We start from the raw sequence: 16,368 nt of genomic DNA, 5'->3' as shown, positions 1-16,368 counted from the left end.
TTCCCCGATAGCGCATTAGGCTATCAGGGAAATATTTCTCATTTACTGTGTTTCAGGAATGCGGCCAAATTTCCCACTATTGAAATCATTCACTGCTTCATTGATTTCTTGCACAGTATTCATCACAAATGGGCCGTAGCCAACAACCGGCTCGTTAATAGGATCACCACTGAGCAACAGTACTAAGGCATCTTCTGTGGCTTCTAACAGAATATTGCTATCTGTATCGTCGAGGATCATCAGCTCCCCTTCGTTTAAAGCGGAACGACCATCAACAAATATTGAACCACGTAACATGACTAAACCGACATAGCGTCCCGCTTTGGTTGGGATACCGACCGTTTTACCTTTGTTAAGCTGCAAATCCCATACATCTAATGGACTAAAGGTTTTTGCTGCACCTTTATTTCCTAAATAGTCACCCGCGATCACTCGCAGTGTTCCTGCATCATTGGGTAATGCGACTTTTGGCATACTATGGCTTTCTAACAGCTGGTAGCCGGGGGCCGCTGATTTGTCTTTTGCTGGCAAATTAACCCACAGTTGTACCATATCAAGAGTGCCACCTTGTTTCATGAAGGCGTCAGACTGATACTCTTGATGTAAAATACCCGATGCCGCAGTCATCCATTGAACATCGCCTGGGCCTATCACACCGCCTTCCCCTGTAGAGTCATGGTGAGCCACTTCGCCATCATACACTATTGTAACGGTTTCAAACCCACGGTGTGGGTGCTCGCCAACCCCCCTATTTGCTGAATTTGAGCTTGGGAAATCAAAAGGCCCCGCTCTATCGAGTAAAAGGAATGGGTTGAGGTATTTCCCATGATCGTTATAGCTAAACATTGAACGGACAGGAAAGCCGTCTCCGACCCAATGGCTGCGAGGAGATTGATAGATACCAATAATTTTTTTCATGGTTTTGCTCCTAAAATTGTTTTGATGACTGAATAATAAAGGAGCAAATCATTTGGCAGTAGTAGCAAAAATAGGTTTCATTGTTGCAGTGATAGAACAATAGAATAAAGTCTAATTATTCTATTTATAGAACAGTGTTTATCAAAAACTGGACTACTCAGCCTTAAATCGATGAATTAATCTAAATAACACGAAAACGGAGCGGCTATAGTTCTATTTTTAAATCAAAAACAGATTTCATATTTTATCGATTGAGAGGTTTCATCATGAGTAGCCCAGCTAATTTTAACGGTCAACGTCCTGCTATTAACCCAGAAGATGCGGTGATGTTATTAATCGATCACCAGAGTGGCTTATTCCAAACCGTAGGTGACATGCCAATGACGGAATTGCGTGCTCGTGCTGCTGTTCTGGCTAAAATGGCTTCTCTAGCTAAAATTCCAGTAATAACAACGGCTTCTGTACCTCAAGGCCCAAATGGTCCGTTGATCCCAGAAATTCATCAAAATGCGCCACATGCACAATATATTGCACGCCGTGGCGAAATTAATGCATGGGATAACCCTGAGTTTGTGGCAGCGGTAAAAGCAACAGGTAAAAAACAATTAATTATTGCAGGAACCATTACCAGTGTTTGTATGGCTTTCCCTGCGATTAGTGCGGTGATGGATGGTTATCAAGTATTTGTGGTCATTGATGCATCAGGTACTTACAGCAAAATGGCGCAAGAAATCACCTTAGCCCGTGTCGTTCAAGCGGGTGTCGTTCCAATGGATACTGCGGCTGTTGCTTCAGAATTACAAGGGACTTGGAACCGTGAAGATGCGGCGGAGTGGGCAATGGCTTACACACAAATTTTCCCTGCTTATCAATTATTAATTGAAAGCTACAGCAAAGCGCAAGATGTTCTGAAAAATAATGAGCAATTAGATTCTGAACGTTAATTCGTGATAAACCCCACATTTAACTTACGGAATTAAATCAGGTGGTGGATGGCATATTTACTCCAACCCATATGTGATATTAATCTAATTGATTGTTATTGAGCATGGTAAAAACGGGAAATTTATCCCGTTTTTTATGAAAAATTTATTTGGGGTAGCAAACATAAACCCAAGCGGGTGGAAAATTGAGATAGACACGTTGTTTTGTAAAATTAAAATAGCGAGAAAACATCTTTTCGCAGGATTGGGTGTATTGAAATAAAATAAAAACCCCTTGCTTGGCAACTAAGCATTGATTCGCTTTTTTCAGAATTCTCATGCCTATCTTTTTATTTAGTGAGAGAAAAGGAATACCAGAGATAATCACATCATACTCATCTTGAAGATATTCAGCCGAAATGGGGTAAACGACAACTCGGTTATCTTTAATCTGTTGAAGTTGTGTAATAAACGTATTATTAACTTCATAAATATCTAATGATGTATTTAATGAAGACTTTTGCAGTATTTGCTTTGTCATTACGCCATTACCAGCACCTATTTCTGCAAATTTACTTTGTTTGTCCCAATCGATATAACTCAGCATGGTATTACAGAGTGAACTAGATGATGGAATAATCGATCCCATCTCCCTTGGCGAAGTAATAAATTGCTTTATATATTCTTTGTATGAATTAAGCCATAGCGCATTAATAATAAACATTTGCACCTCCAATTAGGGGTATAAGAATTGTTTATTGACTTCGCACGGGTAAACCGCACTCACTACAGAATTTATCGCCATATCGGATAATTGAGCGACATTGTTGGCACTGCATTACGTTACGGTATTGCTGCTCGATCTGCTGTTTATCGTTGTAGTACCCATTATTATGGTCACTGTGTTTGGATGAGTGTCCTTGGTTTGAATACCCCCCATGCTTGGATGACCCACCATGTTTGGAATAGCGTGAACCTCGATTTAACCCAAATAATTTGCTGAAAAATGACATAGGTAATTCTCCGTTATTGAGTGTGTTCACGATTAATATAAACGTTAGAGTTAACTCCAGACACAAGGCAAAAAGAGATTAATTACACGATATTACATTTAATTACTGTGGGTAATTAATTTGACGTTTTGAATTGATGGGTTGGGTATTACGGGAGGAAATAGGCGTTGTCAGTAGCCTAATGGGGGACGAATTTCCCCCACTACACTTAATTTAAGTGGTGAATATTACAACTGCGGGCGTTTAACGAAGCCAATTGCTTCATAAACTTTATCTAACGTTTCTTGCGCGCGAGCAGCCGCTTTAGTTGCACCTTCATCCATAATTTGGTTGAGCAGCGCTTCATCATTACGGAATTCATGGTAGCGAGTTTGAAGAGTAGTTAACATGCCAGAAACAGCTTCTGCTACAGCACCTTTTAGATAACCGTACATTTGGCCTTCAAATTCTGCTTCGAGTTCTGCGATTTTCTTACCAGTCACGCCCGACATGATATCTAATAAGTTAGAAACACCCGGTTTGTTTTCTAAATCATAACGAATACGCGGTGGCTCTTCGGAGTCAGTCATTGCGCGTTTGATTTTTTTCACGACAGATTTCGGGTCTTCTAATAATGCGATAACGTTGTTACGGTTATCATCAGACTTAGACATTTTCTTGGTTGGATCTTGTAGCGCCATAACACGGGCACCACCACCAGTCGGAATGAATGGATCGGGTACAGTGAAAATATCACCGTAAATAGCATTGAAGCGTTGAGCAATATCACGGCTCAATTCAAGATGTTGTTTCTGGTCAATGCCAACGGGTACTTGATTTGTTTGATAAATCAAAATATCGGCTGCCATTAGTACCGGGTAATCAAATAGGCCTGCATTGATATTTTCTGCATGACGGGCAGATTTATCTTTAAACTGAGTCATACGGCTCAATTCACCGAAATAGGTGTAGCAGTTAAGCGCCCAGCTCAGTTGAGCGTGTTGTGGTACATGGGACTGAACAAAAATAGTGCTTTTTTTCGGGTCAATGCCACAAGCTAAATAAAGCGCGAGTGTATCAAGGGTTCTTTTACGCAGCTCGATAGGGTCTTGGCGAACGGTGATAGCGTGCTGGTCAACGATACAGTAAATGCAATCGTAGTCATCTTGCATTTGTACCCACTGACGTAATGCACCCATATAGTTACCGATGGTTAATTCACCGGAAGGCTGTGCGCCGCTGAATACGATTGGTTTTTGGGGTTGCTTTAAATTTTCAGTGGGAGTACTCATTTAGTTATGTCCTTGCTTATTTTATTTCAGATAACCCAATTGCAGGTAATAAATCAGAAAAATGTGTTAATACACAGTTCGGTTCACTCAGTGCAATAGATTCACCATAGTTATAACCGTAGGTCAGACCGACACACGGGCATTCAGCGCTTTTCGCTGCAATAATATCATTACGAGAATCGCCGACAAAAAGCAATTCTTCTTTACGTAAACCGAATGTTCCCATCGTTAAGTAGAGAGGAGCTGGATGCGGTTTTAAAGCTTTGACATCATCGCTACCCAATACCAGAGAAAAGTAGTGTTCAATGCCTAATTTCTTCAATAATGGCGCAATAAATGGGGTTGCTTTATTCGTTACAATTCCCATAGGCAGGCCATGTTTCGCTAATTGCTCTAAAGTGTCTTTTACTTCAGGGAACAGTTGGCTGCCTGTTGTGACAGATGTTGCATAGAATTTATCAAAACTGGCTCGCGCTCTTTTTTGTAGCTCGGGCGTGATTTTGGCTCCTGCCCAAGAAAGCGCTCGCTCAACTAATATATCAACCCCATTGCCGACCCAAATAGAAACGCGTTCTTTACCTGCGGGAGGGAAATTTAATTCGTTGAGCATGTTGTCGATAGCGTCAGCTAAGCCGCTGGCGCTGTCTACGAGAGTGCCGTCTAAATCGAAAGCTATCGCTTTGATATTCTCTAATACGACTTGAGTCATTGAGATACCTTTTGTAATTCGTTACGCATCGCGTCGATAACAGTTTTATAGTCGGGTTGGTCGAAAATAGCAGAACCTGCAACGAAGGTGTCGGCACCTGCTGCTGCAATCTCTGCGATATTATTCACCTTGACACCGCCATCGACTTCCAAACGAATATCATAACCACTCTCATCAATTAATTTACGGACTTGGCGCAATTTATTGAGTGTTTGTGGGATAAAGGATTGTCCACCAAAGCCGGGGTTGACAGACATGAGCAGGATCATATCGACTTTATCCATCACATAATCAAGGTAGCTAAGTGGGGTTGCTGGGTTAAATACTAGCCCTGCGGTACAGCCATGCTCGCGAATTAACTGCAGTGAGCGGTCAACGTGTTCACTGGCTTCAGGGTGGAAGCTAATATGGGTTGCACCCGCTTTAGCAAAGTCAGGGATAATGCGGTCAACGGGTTTCACCATTAAATGGACATCAATAGGTGCGGTTATTCCGTAGTCTCGCAGTGCTTTACATATAGGCGCCCCAAACGTTAAGTTTGGTACATAATGGTTGTCCATAACATCAAAATGCACGATATCGGCACCAGCTGCAAGAACATTGGCAGTATCTTCGCCTAAACGGGCAAAGTCAGCAGATAAAATAGATGGGGCAATGAGAAAGTTTTTCATTATTGTCTCCGATTATTAATCGTTATCTGAGAGCCATTCATCGCTAGGTACAAGGCGCTGTGTTTTTTTCTTATCTATTTTTCTAGGAGAAAGGCTATTTGGTATACCCGGATATAATGCCAGTAACTCATTGACTTTTGTCCGGTTCAATATATTTCTACTGATAGTGCGACGTACTTTTACAATATGTAATTGGGCTTGATGATACCACTCTCTCGTCATCGGGGTATCATGATTTGAGATCAAGACAGGGATTTTGCTTTCTGTTGATAACTTTTGTGCCAAAATCGCTAAGTTTTGTTGTTCAAGCGAATTAAATGAATTCGTATGATACGCGGTGAAATTAGCGGTATCTGATAAAGGTGCATAGGGTGGGTCACAGTAGACAACAGATCCCTCTTTTGCGTTGAGCAAAGTTTCACCATAATGCTGAGTCATAAACATCGCATTTTGTGATTTTTCAGCAAACCACAGTAATTCTTCTTTAGGAAAATAGGGCTTTTTATAGCGGCCGAAAGGAACATTAAATTCACCACGAGAATTATAACGGCATAACCCATTATAGCAGTGGCGGTTTAAGTATAAAAAAAGGACACTGCGTTTCTCAGTATCGGTCGATTGGTTAAAGGCTTCACGCATTAAATAATATTGTTCGGAAGTATTATATTCAGGTGTGAAGATTTGCTGGGCTTCTTCGATAAAAGAATCAGCACGGTCTTTAACTGTATTATAGAGGTTGATGAGGTCACTGTTGATATCTGCCAGTATGTAGGAATCATAACTGGTGTTTAAAAACACTGACCCAGCACCAACAAAAGGCTCAATTAAGCAATCACCTTGTGGAAGGTGTTTTTTGATTTCTTCCACAAGGGGGTATTTGCCCCCAGCCCATTTTAAAAAAGCGCGTTTTTTTTTCATGCCGTCTTTATTATTACAATCGTTTAGAGTACTAAATCTATACTCTGTCAGGACAACATAATGCGCCCGGGGAAAAACGTTGTTATTTTTGATCCTGTTTGACTTGTTTCATATTTCTAACCCACGGTTTTTTCGCTTGCACTGCAGCAGGTAAGGTTCCTATTGCATTTTTTGCGTCGGTCACTGAACTATAATTTCCGTGAATAAGAACATACCAGGTTTGCCCATTACGTATAGTTTTATAGACTTTGTAATTGGCCAGTTTGTTTTCTTTTGCAAAAGCTTCCAATGTATCAGAGCGGCTTGCGCTGCTGAGTTGTAATGTATAGCTACCAGCTGGTGCAGACATGATATTACTACCTTGGCTACTTGCTGTTGATGCAGGTTTCGCTGGCTGTTTAGTCTGCACAGGATGTTTTTGCTCAACGGGTTTTGCAGGTGTTTTTTCTGGTGTAACTGGTTTTACCACGGGTTGCTGTTCGACAGGTTTAACGGTTGGTGGTGTTAACTGTGTCGTATTTTGTGGTTGGTTAGTATTTGGTACAGAAACTTGGCCTTGATTTAAGGCATCAACGACATCACCAGGTATTTCGATACGCTCACCCAGACCATTTTGTTGAGTTTGAGGCTCTCCTTGGGTTGGTGTCGGTGTGATTTGTGAACCGGTAATTTCTTGCGGTTGCCCTGATAACGTTTGACCTTGTGAATTTGTCAACGATGAGGAGCCCGATAAGTCGATATTCTGTGAATTATTTGCACCCGTTGTTTGTTGCTTTTCATGCTCTGTAGGGGCCTTTAAAGCTGAGCTGATAGCAATAATGAGCAGCAATAGAACCAGAACACCTACACCAATCATAATATGTTGGCGTGAGAGTGCAATTTTAGGTTTTGCAGTAGATGATGATTGGCGTGAGCGCCCTGTCGGTCTATCTGATGTATCTGGCCTAAGATCATTTTGACCTTGAGGCTGGTTATCTGGTTTAAATTCGTCCATTTTCCTCTCCCGAATAAAATTTGCCTATAGTAGAGATAAAATGTCTCTTATCAGTACAACCTCTTAACGACCAAGCAGGGCATCGCTGCTTATTTTAAAGCATATATCCTTTCGTAATACCACGCTAGCCAAAGTGGTATTGATAATACGCTTTTTCAGAGTTTCGTATATAGGCGTAGGCATACCGTATAATTTAACGACTTTAGCGAACATCTACCAGTAACATTTTAAAACGTCAGTAAAAATTCGGGTTTTTCTTCGTTTTATGACATACAGGATGATATTGCCGCAATGACAGTCTGCGTATCAACATCTGAACGCATTTCCGAATGGCCGATAGTGGTAGGCAAAATTAAATGTAGTTTTCCACCCATCACTTTTTTATCTCGCATCATATGTGGGAGATAATCATCGGGCTTCATTTGTGACGGGCCTGTGACGGGAAGTGATGCACGTTCTAAAAGAGTGACCACCCGCTGTGTTTGTTCAGGAGTAAATTGGCCAAGTAGCTCAGCTGTTTTTGCTGCCATAACCATGCCAGCCGCGACAGCTTCACCATGTAACCAGACGCCATAGCCCATATGTGCCTCGATAGCATGGCCAAAAGTATGGCCTAAGTTCAATAGTGCACGTAACCCACTAGTTTCTTTTTCGTCTGCCGCAACGACTTGTGCTTTTAATTCACAACAACGGCGAATACAGTAAGCCATCGCTTGGTCATCAAGAGCGACGAGAGCATCGATATTATCTTCTAGCCAGCTAAAAAACTCACTATCGAGGATAATGCCATATTTAATGACCTCAGCTAAACCAGAGGCGAGTTCTCTTGGGGGAAGTGTTTTTAAACAGTTGAGATCAATCACGACAGAAGCGGGTTGATAAAATGCACCGATCATATTTTTCCCTAATGGATGATTGACGGCAGTTTTACCACCGACAGAAGAGTCCACTTGAGATAATAAGGTCGTAGGAACTTGAATAAAACGCACTCCACGCTGATAACTTGCTGCTGCGAAACCGGTTAAGTCGCCAATGACGCCCCCACCAAGAGCGATGAGGGTGGTGTCACGGTTATGGTGTTTTTCAAGTAATGCGGTAAATACATCATTCATAATGAATAATGATTTGTATTGTTCGCCATCCGGTAGAATGATGGTATCAACTTTTACACCTGAAGATTCAAGAACATGCTTTATCTTATCAAGATAAATAGGGGCAAGAGTTTCATTTGTCACGACCATTGCTCGTTGACCTGCAGTTAATGGCCAAAATGCATCCGTTTGTTGATATAAGCCGGGTGCAATATTGATTGGATAACTACGTTCGTCTAGAGTGACGGTGACTTTTTCCATCTTGCTTTACCTTAAGTTCATTTTTGAAAATAACACCATGAATAATTAGTTTTTTTCTAATAGTTCAATGATTTGGCTGGCAACAACTTTAGCGCTTTGTTCATCAGTATGAATGGTAATATCAGCAATTTCTTCATACATCGGATTACGTTCGTCAGCCAGTTTCTCAAGAACTTCACGTGCAGGTTCGTCAACTTGTAGTAGTGGACGTTTTTTGTCACGCTGTGTACGAGATAATTGTTTCTCAATTGTGGTCTCAAGATAAACAACGACACCGCGAGCGGATAAGCGATTACGGGTCTCTTTGGACTTAACAGAGCCACCGCCTGTTGCTAAAACAATGCCTTGTTTCTCTGTAAGCTCATTGATGATTTTTTCTTCGCGATCGCGAAAGCCTTCTTCACCTTCAAGGTCGAATACCCAGCCTACATCTGCGCCAGTGCGTTTTTCTATCTCGTGATCAGAGTCGAAAAACTCCATATTAAGCTGTTGAGCCAACTGACGGCCAATAGTACTTTTGCCAGCACCCATTGGTCCAACCAGAAAGATATTGCGTTTCTCTGCCATGTTTTTTGGTATTACTACGATTATTCGTTAATGATTACCCGCCCCGCCAATCAGATTAGCGGCGGGACCTAAACTGAAACCTCATAAGTGATGATGTGAGATCAGATAAGAAAATTATCTCAATACATCAACCTGAATTGCAACTATATAAATATGGCACTAAGCAAGCAAAGTGCCATATTTAAAATTGCAGGTTTCTATATTTGAGCCGTCTATGTTGTCTAATACCTTGTTTATCATGGTTTTTAACAGTTTTTAGCTATTGGTATCAGCAAGTTATTTCTGTTAAGTGTAGAGCAACATTAATTGTGGCTGTTTTATAAGCGACTGACAGCTTGTTCTTTAATCTACGGATAGTTAGAACACTCAATGGATAACCTTGTATGCTAAAACGACGTCAGCGTCAAATTTATCCGGTAGGTTTATGGCATAAAAAATATTTTTTTTTGTCATCTTTGACTTATTGCTTATTCAACTATTTGAAGTATATGCGTTATTTTTTCTATATTAAATATTGATAAGTTTTGGTGTTATAAAAACGATAAGGACACGTTTATCTATATGCTCTGCCGTATTTGTGAATAATGTACCTAGAAAAGGAATGTGAGATAAAAAAGGTAACCCCGTCTCTGTTTTTTCTTGTTTTTGCTGAAAAATTCCCCCAAGGATAAGGGTTTCATTATTTTTGATAGTGACGGTCGTTGCGATTTCTTGCTTATTGATGGCCAAGTGATGATGTTGACTGCTAGTGAGTGCAGTATCAGGCGAGTTATGACTAATTTTTAGATTTAACTCAACTTTTTCATCACGCACAATAGCGGGAGTGACATCCATTCCGAGTACAGCATCTTTAAATTGTACGTGCGTTTTCTTTTCATTACTGGTGACGTAGGGGATCTCTGTACCTTGCTGAATACTTGCGGGTTGTTGGTGTGAAGCAACTAAACGAGGACTCGCAATAATAGAAAGCAAATTTTCTTTTTCTAATGCTTTAAGTTTCATTTCAAGTAAACCCTCTCCAAGGCTAAGAACATTGAAGGAAAATTGCCCGGATATTGAAGAGTAACGGTTGTAACGATGTAAATGATTAGCGCTCAGGTTTCCCCCTGCCATCATTCCCCATTCTAAACCCAATTCTTGTAATGCAGTTCGGCTGCTACTAATGATATGTGCGGTGATTTGCACTTGTTTATTTGGCATATCTTTATGTTTTATCCATTCATCAATCAGTGCTAATCGGTCTGGATCATCTTTAATAATGAGGCTGTTTGTCGTGATATCGTGATGGATAGATGCATTTTTTGATAATAACGACGTATCAGGGTGTTCTAATAGGAGACGAACCTCTTGAACATTGATTGAGACTAATTTAAATATTTTTTCGGCTTGTGGTGTTTTACTTGGCGCTATCGGCGCTATTGTAATCTCCGAAGTGGGCTGATTTTCTATTACTAAAGGTGGGGTAAGTGGTGCAAAGGGATCTCTAATTTCTTCGGCAGAGACTAAAAATGAAGATAAAAAGAGGAGTCCTCCAATAATTATCATGTGAATGTTAGTTAGTGAGCTATTCATTATGGTTATCATCCTTGATAGCAAGAGTGTTGTTGAAAAAAGAAAATGAGATGGTGGTAACAATAACTCCTTGTTTTAAATTTATTTTTATGTCATGAAAATGCCATCTCTGAGTTTGAGGAAGAGTAAGAAGTTGCTCTATAACGTAATAAATAGCAGCAAAATTGCCTTGGAACTCCATAAAATAGGTATTGATATCTGTGGGTTGCAATTGATTAAGTGTGACTGAAGAACGAGAAAGTAAAGTATTTAACTGTGTAAGTAATTCAAGAGGGGCTTCGTTAATATCAACTGATTGTTTTAACAATTGAGCCTGCTTTTCTAGCTGTTGCAATGAAGGTGAGCGGTGGAGAGTTTTCGTTTCTTTTGCAATTGTTTCAGTTAAACTCAGGTTCTCAGTGGCTAATCCCATGATCTGATTTTGGTTTTCTTTCCAGTATAAAAAATATCCAGCAGTGATACAAAGAGCCATGAAGAAGCAAACCGGTAGCGTTTGTTGCCAAAAAGGGCGATACCAAAAAGAATGTGTAGATTCACTCATCGAGCTCCCCTTGGTATTTAGCAGTTAGGTGTAAACGATTTAATTGATTCATTCGGCTGATTTTTTTCAATTGAATATCGCTCAAACCAGGGTGTTTTTTAAGCTGTAAGCCGAGTGAATTGATATCTTGAAAATCATAACTGTTAGCTTTGATCTCTATTTTGTTATCCATTAACTGTAGATTTGTGAGCCAACTTTTGGGCGGTGTTATAGTTGACAGATTTTGTAATAGCCTAAGTAAAAATTGATTATTTTTCATGATGCTATCTATCTGTCTTTTTTTGTTCATCAAACGGTTATTCTGTGCTTGTTGAGCCGTGATTTGTAATGTTAATTGCTGTATCTGTTCGTATTGCAGTTGGCTATTATGCTTTCTGTTTTTTAGGTCATTTATTTCAATTTGTTGAAATAAAAGTAAAAAAATACAAGCTATAATTACTGAACAGCAAACTACAAAACAAAAGAGTAAAAACTCTCGTATCTTCTTTTTTATTTGCTGTTGGCGCCAAGGAAGAAAATTAACTTGGTATAGTTCCATCAGTTAAATATCTCCATGACGCAAAGCAAGGCCGGCGGCAATCACAAAATCCCCCAATAATTGCGGTAATTTAATATTATGCTTTTGAAAAGCTTGACGTAATTCCCAATGATGAGCAACCTTAGCGGTGTGATGAATATGTTGATGATCTGTAATCAGGTAGATAGGCGAAGTAGGGGGAGTATCATCTCGATCAAGAAAGGGCAGCAAGTGGGAAAGTGTCGGTATGTCGGTATCTTGTAAATGGTTGTAATTCGCTGGTTGGCTAGTTGGCCCTGACCAAAGCCATTCACCTTGTCGGTAATGAATAACCCAACATTCATCGGGTAAACCCGCATTTCTTGCCACATAACGTAAAGCTATGGGGGCGACATCAATAGCAAGTAGGTTAAACCCGCTTTCTGTAAATAGATTTTGCCAAAAGGTAATATCTGACTGGCGAGCCCCATTAAAATAAACTTGTTGTTTGATGACGCGATAGTCGATAACCAGCTCTTGGGCGTGCATAGAAAAACGCTTTTCAGCTTGAGATTGTAAGTACCACCCTAATTCCGGTTGTGGCAATTTGATTTCACTGGGTAATGAAATTTGTTGTTTTATTGTACGAACGGCAGGTAATGCGAAGGATACTGAACACTTTTTAGGTAATTTCTGACGCCATTGTAATAAAATATCCAGTAAAATTTCATACTGCTGATGGCTAGAATTATCCGTTAATTCGAATGGTAATTGCTGCTGCCAACATTCACATAAATGCCAGTATTGTCTGCGCCGCTTTGCAGCGACTAGCTGGATTCTATCTCGATATAGGTCGATCCCAATGTTCCATTTTGATGTATACATAGTTAATTTCCTTATCATTAACAAATAAATTACGTTTTCTATTGTGCTGTATAAGCTTTATACTGTGTGTTAGTGATATCTAAACCCTCTTGTTAGCCGAGCATGGGAATTTTCCGGTGAAGTTCGTAAAATACTTTTTTATTCTTGTTTTCTGTTGCATTTTTTTGGGAACCGCCTCGATTTATGGCATGTATAAATATGTCGAAGGTGAGTTACCTGATGTCGCAACAATGAAAGACATTCGTCTGCAAATTCCAATGCAGGTATACAGTGCGGATAACGAATTGATTGCCCAATATGGGGAAAAACGTCGTATTCCTTTACCGCTGGCAGAAATTCCTCCTTTAATGATAAAAGCGTTTATTGCAACTGAAGATAGCCGTTTTTATGATCACCACGGGATTGATCCTATTGGTATTTTCCGTGCTGTTACTGTCATGGCATCATCTGGTCATGCTTCTCAGGGGGCCAGTACGATTACTCAGCAGCTCGCGAGAAACTTTTACTTAAGTCCTGAAAAAACCTTGATGCGTAAAGTTAAAGAGGCTTTTTTAGCTATTCGCATTGAGCAGCTTTTTACTAAAGATGAAATTATGGAGCTGTACCTGAATAAAATTTATTTAGGTAACCGTGCTTATGGCGTCGGGGCGGCTGCGTACGTTTATTTTGGTAAGACAGTAGATGAGTTGACGCTTAGTGAAATCGCGATGATTGCGGGTTTGCCAAAAGCGCCTTCTACATTTAACCCGCTGTATTCTTATGACCGTGCGGTAAGTCGTCGTAATGTGGTTCTTTCTCGTATGTTTGAGGAGAAATACATTACTCAAGACCAGTATGAACAAGCAAAAAATGAAAAAATAGTTGCTTCATATCATGCGCCGAAAATCGATTTTTCTGCGCCGTATTTAGCTGAAATGGCGCGTCAAACCTTGTTTGATAAATATGGTGAAGATGCCTATACCGATGGGTATAAAGTTTACACTACAGTGATCCGCAAAGATCAGGAAGCAGCAACAACTGCAGTTCGTAATAATTTGATCGACTACGATACTCGCCATGGTTATCGCGGTCCTGCCGAGGTTTTATGGAAACAGAATGAAACGGCTTGGACAGCAGAGCAGATTGTTGAAAAATTGAAGAAAATGCCTGTTTATGGGCCATTAATGCCTGCCGTCGTAACATCTGCAACGGCTTCAGAAGCACAAGTGATGTTAGCTGATGGCTCGCAAATCCCAATTACGATGACCGGGGTGCGTTGGGCACGTAAATTTATTTCAGATACTCAGCAAGGCGCCACGCCAAGAGCTGTAAATGCAGTGATGCAAGTGGGTGAGCAAATTTGGGTTCGAAAAGTTAAAGATAACTGGTGGTTAGGGCAAGTGCCTGATGTAAATGCTGCCTTTGTTGCTTTGAATCCGAATGACGGTGCAATTATTGCGCTTGTTGGTGGGTTTGACTTCAATATGAGTGAGTTTAACCGGGTTACCCAATCATTACGCCAAGTTGGTTCGAATATTAAACCTTTCTTGTATACCGCTGCGATGGATAAAGGCCTGACATTATCATCATTACTTAATGATGTGCCGATTAGCCGTTGGGATGCGGGCGCTGGTTCTGATTGGCGTCCTAAGAATTCACCGCCTCGATATGATGGACCTATTCGTTTACGTCAAGGTTTAGGTCAATCAAAAAACGTTGTGATGGTTCGCGCAATGAGAGCCATGGGTGTGGACTATGCCGCTGATTATTTGACTCGCTTTGGTTTCCCAGCGGAAAATATTAACCGTACAGAGGCGTTAGCGCTAGGTGCGCCATCATTTACACCAATGCAAATGGTTCGTGGATATGCCGTCATGGTCAATGGTGGGTATTTGATTGACCCATACTACATTTCGAAGATCGAAAATCATAATGATGAGGTTATTTTCGAAGCTAATCCTAAAATAGCATGCCCGGATTGTACGAATATTCCTGTGATTTATGGGGATACTGAACGCACTATTGCGAGTAAAGGTATAGATGATGAATCTACCGAAGAAGTGACGCAATCGGATGATAATACCGTCATACAAGAGCCAACAATGGAATTAACAACGGCATCTAACCTAGACGGGAACGCCGGTGATCAATATGCACCTCATGTGATTAATACTCCTCTCGCATTCTTAATTAGGGATGCGATGATGACCAATATCTATGGCGAGCCTGGTTGGTCTGGTACAGGTTGGCGTGCAGCGAGAGACTTAGGTGGCCGGCGTGATATTGGTGGAAAAACAGGAACAACGAATAGTTCGAAGGATGCTTGGTTCTCTGGCTATGGTCCAGATGTTGTGGCTTCAGCATGGATAGGTTTCGATGACAATAGGCGCACACTAGGTCGTGGTGAAGCAGGTGCTAAAAGTGCACAGCCTATGTGGGATGACTTTATGAAGTCTATTTTGGATGGAGTGCCTGTGAAAACAATGAAGCCACCTAAAGGGGTTATTTCTGTATCCATTGATAGCCGGACAGGTAAGTTAGGTTCTTCCCGTCGTGAGTATTTTATTGAAGGAACAGAACCGAAAGAACATGCAGTACAAGAGGTAGGCACGACAATTTCTACGGAAGGTGGGGCTAGCCAAGAGCTATTTTAAAATTATTGTTGGCTAAACTCTCTCAATTAGCACCCCATTGTTGATTTAAAACATGGGGTGTTTTCTATAGAGACATTTAATATATCAGGCGATTATGTGCCAATATTAATAATTGGTTATGGAAATCACATACAGCTGATACAATAATAAGTGTTTTTACTTACTACTTTTTAAGTAACGTTCTAGATAGAAAAGTGCGCTAATATTCCGAGCTTCGTTGAAATCAGGATGTTCCAGTAATTCCATCATTCGAGATATTGGCCATAGCTCTTGTTGTAGTGGTTCTGGCTCATCTCCTTCGAGTTTTTCGCTGTATAAGTCTTGAGCGATAAGAATGTTCATTTTACTTGAGAAGTATGATGGTGACATCGTAAGTTTGGCGAGCTGAACAATGTGATTAGCGCCATAACCTATTTCTTCTTTGAGTTCACGTTGGGCTGCTTCAATGGCTATTTCACCGGGGTCGATAGCACCTTTGGGAAAGCCTAATTCATAGCTTTCAATTCCGACAGCGTATTCGCGAATGAGGATGAGGTTATCACCCATGATAGGAACAATAAGAACCGCTTCACGTTTTGCGGGCCGCATTCTTTCATAGACTCGTTTTTCGCCATTACTAAATTCGAGATCAACTGATTGAATGCTGAATAATTTTGATTGAGCAACATCTTGAATATTCAAGATTTTTGGTTTTTTTAACTCTGTCATAACGATTTCCGAACAGGATGAGTGAAATCTATTGCTAAAAGCATATTTCATTGATTTACGAGACGCGTTGTACTTAGTACTGCCCGTATTTTGAAATCACCGTACAACTATGACCTATATCAAAATAAAATGATAGATATTATCGAGTCGATAAAATGCTGTTAGTATAATCGTCGTTCAAAAATAGCACGGATGAA

The 16,368-nt window shown here is 40.5% G+C and carries 17 protein-coding genes; 2 read left to right on the top strand and 15 right to left on the bottom strand.

From position 1 onward, the window contains the following. Positions 1–42: 42 nt before the first annotated feature. Entirely contained in the window at positions 43–918 is an 876-nt protein-coding gene (locus PR767_RS19395) for a pirin family protein (RefSeq protein ID WP_109913242.1), read from the bottom strand. Between the two features lie 266 nt (positions 919–1,184). Between PR767_RS19395 and PR767_RS19390 the strand changes: the two genes are divergently transcribed. Next, a complete protein-coding gene (locus PR767_RS19390; protein WP_004906617.1) occupies positions 1,185–1,862 on the top strand; it encodes a hydrolase in 678 nt (225 codons plus the stop codon). A 145-nt stretch (positions 1,863–2,007) separates the two neighbouring features. Here PR767_RS19390 and PR767_RS19385 read toward each other — a convergent pair whose 3' ends face one another. From PR767_RS19385 to PR767_RS19325, 13 genes are all read right to left on the bottom strand, one after another. Next, positions 2,008–2,565, bottom strand: coding sequence for a class I SAM-dependent methyltransferase (locus PR767_RS19385; RefSeq protein ID WP_272520828.1), 558 nt, complete (start codon positions 2,563–2,565; stop codon positions 2,008–2,010). Positions 2,566–2,596: 31 nt separating this feature from the next. Beyond that, positions 2,597–2,854: a hypothetical protein gene (locus PR767_RS19380; protein WP_115166319.1), complete on the bottom strand. Its 258-nt coding sequence runs from the start codon at positions 2,852–2,854 to the stop codon at positions 2,597–2,599. 227 nt (positions 2,855–3,081) lie between these two features. Then, positions 3,082–4,125, bottom strand: coding sequence for a tryptophan--tRNA ligase (trpS, locus tag PR767_RS19375; RefSeq protein WP_272520827.1), 1,044 nt, complete (start codon positions 4,123–4,125; stop codon positions 3,082–3,084). Positions 4,126–4,141: 16 nt separating this feature from the next. Then, on the bottom strand, positions 4,142–4,834 hold the full coding sequence (locus PR767_RS19370) for a phosphoglycolate phosphatase (protein WP_272520826.1): 693 nt from the start codon (positions 4,832–4,834) through the stop codon (positions 4,142–4,144). Next, a complete protein-coding gene (rpe, locus tag PR767_RS19365) occupies positions 4,831–5,505 on the bottom strand; it encodes a ribulose-phosphate 3-epimerase (protein ID WP_004263207.1) in 675 nt (224 codons plus the stop codon). Before rpe ends, PR767_RS19370 begins: the two co-directional genes overlap by 4 nt. Before the next feature lie 15 nt (positions 5,506–5,520). Further along, positions 5,521–6,423 (bottom strand): adenine-specific DNA-methyltransferase, encoded by a 903-nt coding sequence (dam, locus tag PR767_RS19360; RefSeq protein WP_004906600.1) that lies wholly within the window; start codon positions 6,421–6,423, stop codon positions 5,521–5,523. Positions 6,424–6,505: 82 nt separating this feature from the next. Next, complete coding sequence (locus tag PR767_RS19355; RefSeq protein ID WP_196723679.1) at positions 6,506–7,417, bottom strand: SPOR domain-containing protein; 912 nt, start codon at positions 7,415–7,417, stop codon at positions 6,506–6,508. Between the two features lie 263 nt (positions 7,418–7,680). Continuing rightward, complete coding sequence (gene aroB / locus PR767_RS19350) at positions 7,681–8,769, bottom strand: 3-dehydroquinate synthase (RefSeq protein WP_004906595.1); 1,089 nt, start codon at positions 8,767–8,769, stop codon at positions 7,681–7,683. A 45-nt stretch (positions 8,770–8,814) separates the two neighbouring features. Beyond that, the gene (gene aroK, locus PR767_RS19345; protein ID WP_004906592.1) at positions 8,815–9,336 is read right to left on the bottom strand and encodes a shikimate kinase AroK; all 522 of its coding nucleotides are present in this window, start codon (positions 9,334–9,336) and stop codon (positions 8,815–8,817) included. A gap of 507 nt (positions 9,337–9,843) precedes the next feature. Beyond that, complete coding sequence (locus tag PR767_RS19340) at positions 9,844–10,908, bottom strand: transporter (RefSeq protein WP_227024235.1); 1,065 nt, start codon at positions 10,906–10,908, stop codon at positions 9,844–9,846. Then, entirely contained in the window at positions 10,901–11,449 is a 549-nt protein-coding gene (locus PR767_RS19335) for a hypothetical protein (protein WP_209102293.1), read from the bottom strand. Before PR767_RS19335 ends, PR767_RS19340 begins: the two co-directional genes overlap by 8 nt. Continuing rightward, entirely contained in the window at positions 11,442–11,987 is a 546-nt protein-coding gene (locus PR767_RS19330; protein WP_272520825.1) for a PilN domain-containing protein, read from the bottom strand. The genes PR767_RS19335 and PR767_RS19330 overlap by 8 nt, the downstream gene beginning before the upstream one ends. Positions 11,988–11,990: 3 nt before the next feature. Then, a complete protein-coding gene (locus PR767_RS19325) occupies positions 11,991–12,830 on the bottom strand; it encodes a pilus assembly protein PilM (protein ID WP_109913171.1) in 840 nt (279 codons plus the stop codon). 116 nt (positions 12,831–12,946) lie between these two features. On the opposite strand from PR767_RS19325, the gene mrcA reads away from it, so the two are divergent. Further along, the gene (gene mrcA, locus PR767_RS19320; protein WP_004906580.1) at positions 12,947–15,463 is read left to right on the top strand and encodes a peptidoglycan glycosyltransferase/peptidoglycan DD-transpeptidase MrcA; all 2,517 of its coding nucleotides are present in this window, start codon (positions 12,947–12,949) and stop codon (positions 15,461–15,463) included. Positions 15,464–15,619: 156 nt separating this feature from the next. On the opposite strand, the gene nudE is transcribed toward mrcA, so the two are convergent. Continuing rightward, on the bottom strand, positions 15,620–16,171 hold the full coding sequence (nudE, locus tag PR767_RS19315) for an ADP compounds hydrolase NudE (RefSeq protein ID WP_004906579.1): 552 nt from the start codon (positions 16,169–16,171) through the stop codon (positions 15,620–15,622). Between the last annotated feature and the right edge of the window lie 197 nt (positions 16,172–16,368).

Source organism: Providencia sp. PROV223 (assembly GCF_028479245.1).
Lineage (GTDB): Bacteria > Pseudomonadota > Gammaproteobacteria > Enterobacterales > Enterobacteriaceae > Providencia > Providencia rettgeri.
Note: the sequence above shows the minus strand (reverse complement) of the source record. Positions and strands in the feature narration are given on the sequence as shown.

Coding starts and splice junctions, on each gene's coding strand:
- trpS (WP_272520827.1), bottom strand. CDS start 4,125: ATGAGTACTCCCACTGAAAATTTAAAGCAACCCCAAAAACCAATCGTA.
- nudE (WP_004906579.1), bottom strand. CDS start 16,171: ATGACAGAGTTAAAAAAACCAAAAATCTTGAATATTCAAGATGTTGCT.
- PR767_RS19325 (WP_109913171.1), bottom strand. CDS start 12,830: ATGTATACATCAAAATGGAACATTGGGATCGACCTATATCGAGATAGA.
- rpe (WP_004263207.1), bottom strand. CDS start 5,505: ATGAAAAACTTTCTCATTGCCCCATCTATTTTATCTGCTGACTTTGCC.
- aroK (WP_004906592.1), bottom strand. CDS start 9,336: ATGGCAGAGAAACGCAATATCTTTCTGGTTGGACCAATGGGTGCTGGC.
- PR767_RS19395 (WP_109913242.1), bottom strand. CDS start 918: ATGAAAAAAATTATTGGTATCTATCAATCTCCTCGCAGCCATTGGGTC.
- PR767_RS19380 (WP_115166319.1), bottom strand. CDS start 2,854: ATGTCATTTTTCAGCAAATTATTTGGGTTAAATCGAGGTTCACGCTAT.
- PR767_RS19335 (WP_209102293.1), bottom strand. CDS start 11,449: ATGAGTGAATCTACACATTCTTTTTGGTATCGCCCTTTTTGGCAACAA.
- PR767_RS19355 (WP_196723679.1), bottom strand. CDS start 7,417: ATGGACGAATTTAAACCAGATAACCAGCCTCAAGGTCAAAATGATCTT.
- PR767_RS19370 (WP_272520826.1), bottom strand. CDS start 4,834: ATGACTCAAGTCGTATTAGAGAATATCAAAGCGATAGCTTTCGATTTA.
- PR767_RS19340 (WP_227024235.1), bottom strand. CDS start 10,908: ATGAATAGCTCACTAACTAACATTCACATGATAATTATTGGAGGACTC.
- aroB (WP_004906595.1), bottom strand. CDS start 8,769: ATGGAAAAAGTCACCGTCACTCTAGACGAACGTAGTTATCCAATCAAT.
- PR767_RS19330 (WP_272520825.1), bottom strand. CDS start 11,987: ATGGAACTATACCAAGTTAATTTTCTTCCTTGGCGCCAACAGCAAATA.
- PR767_RS19390 (WP_004906617.1), top strand. CDS start 1,185: ATGAGTAGCCCAGCTAATTTTAACGGTCAACGTCCTGCTATTAACCCA.
- PR767_RS19385 (WP_272520828.1), bottom strand. CDS start 2,565: ATGTTTATTATTAATGCGCTATGGCTTAATTCATACAAAGAATATATA.
- dam (WP_004906600.1), bottom strand. CDS start 6,423: ATGAAAAAAAAACGCGCTTTTTTAAAATGGGCTGGGGGCAAATACCCC.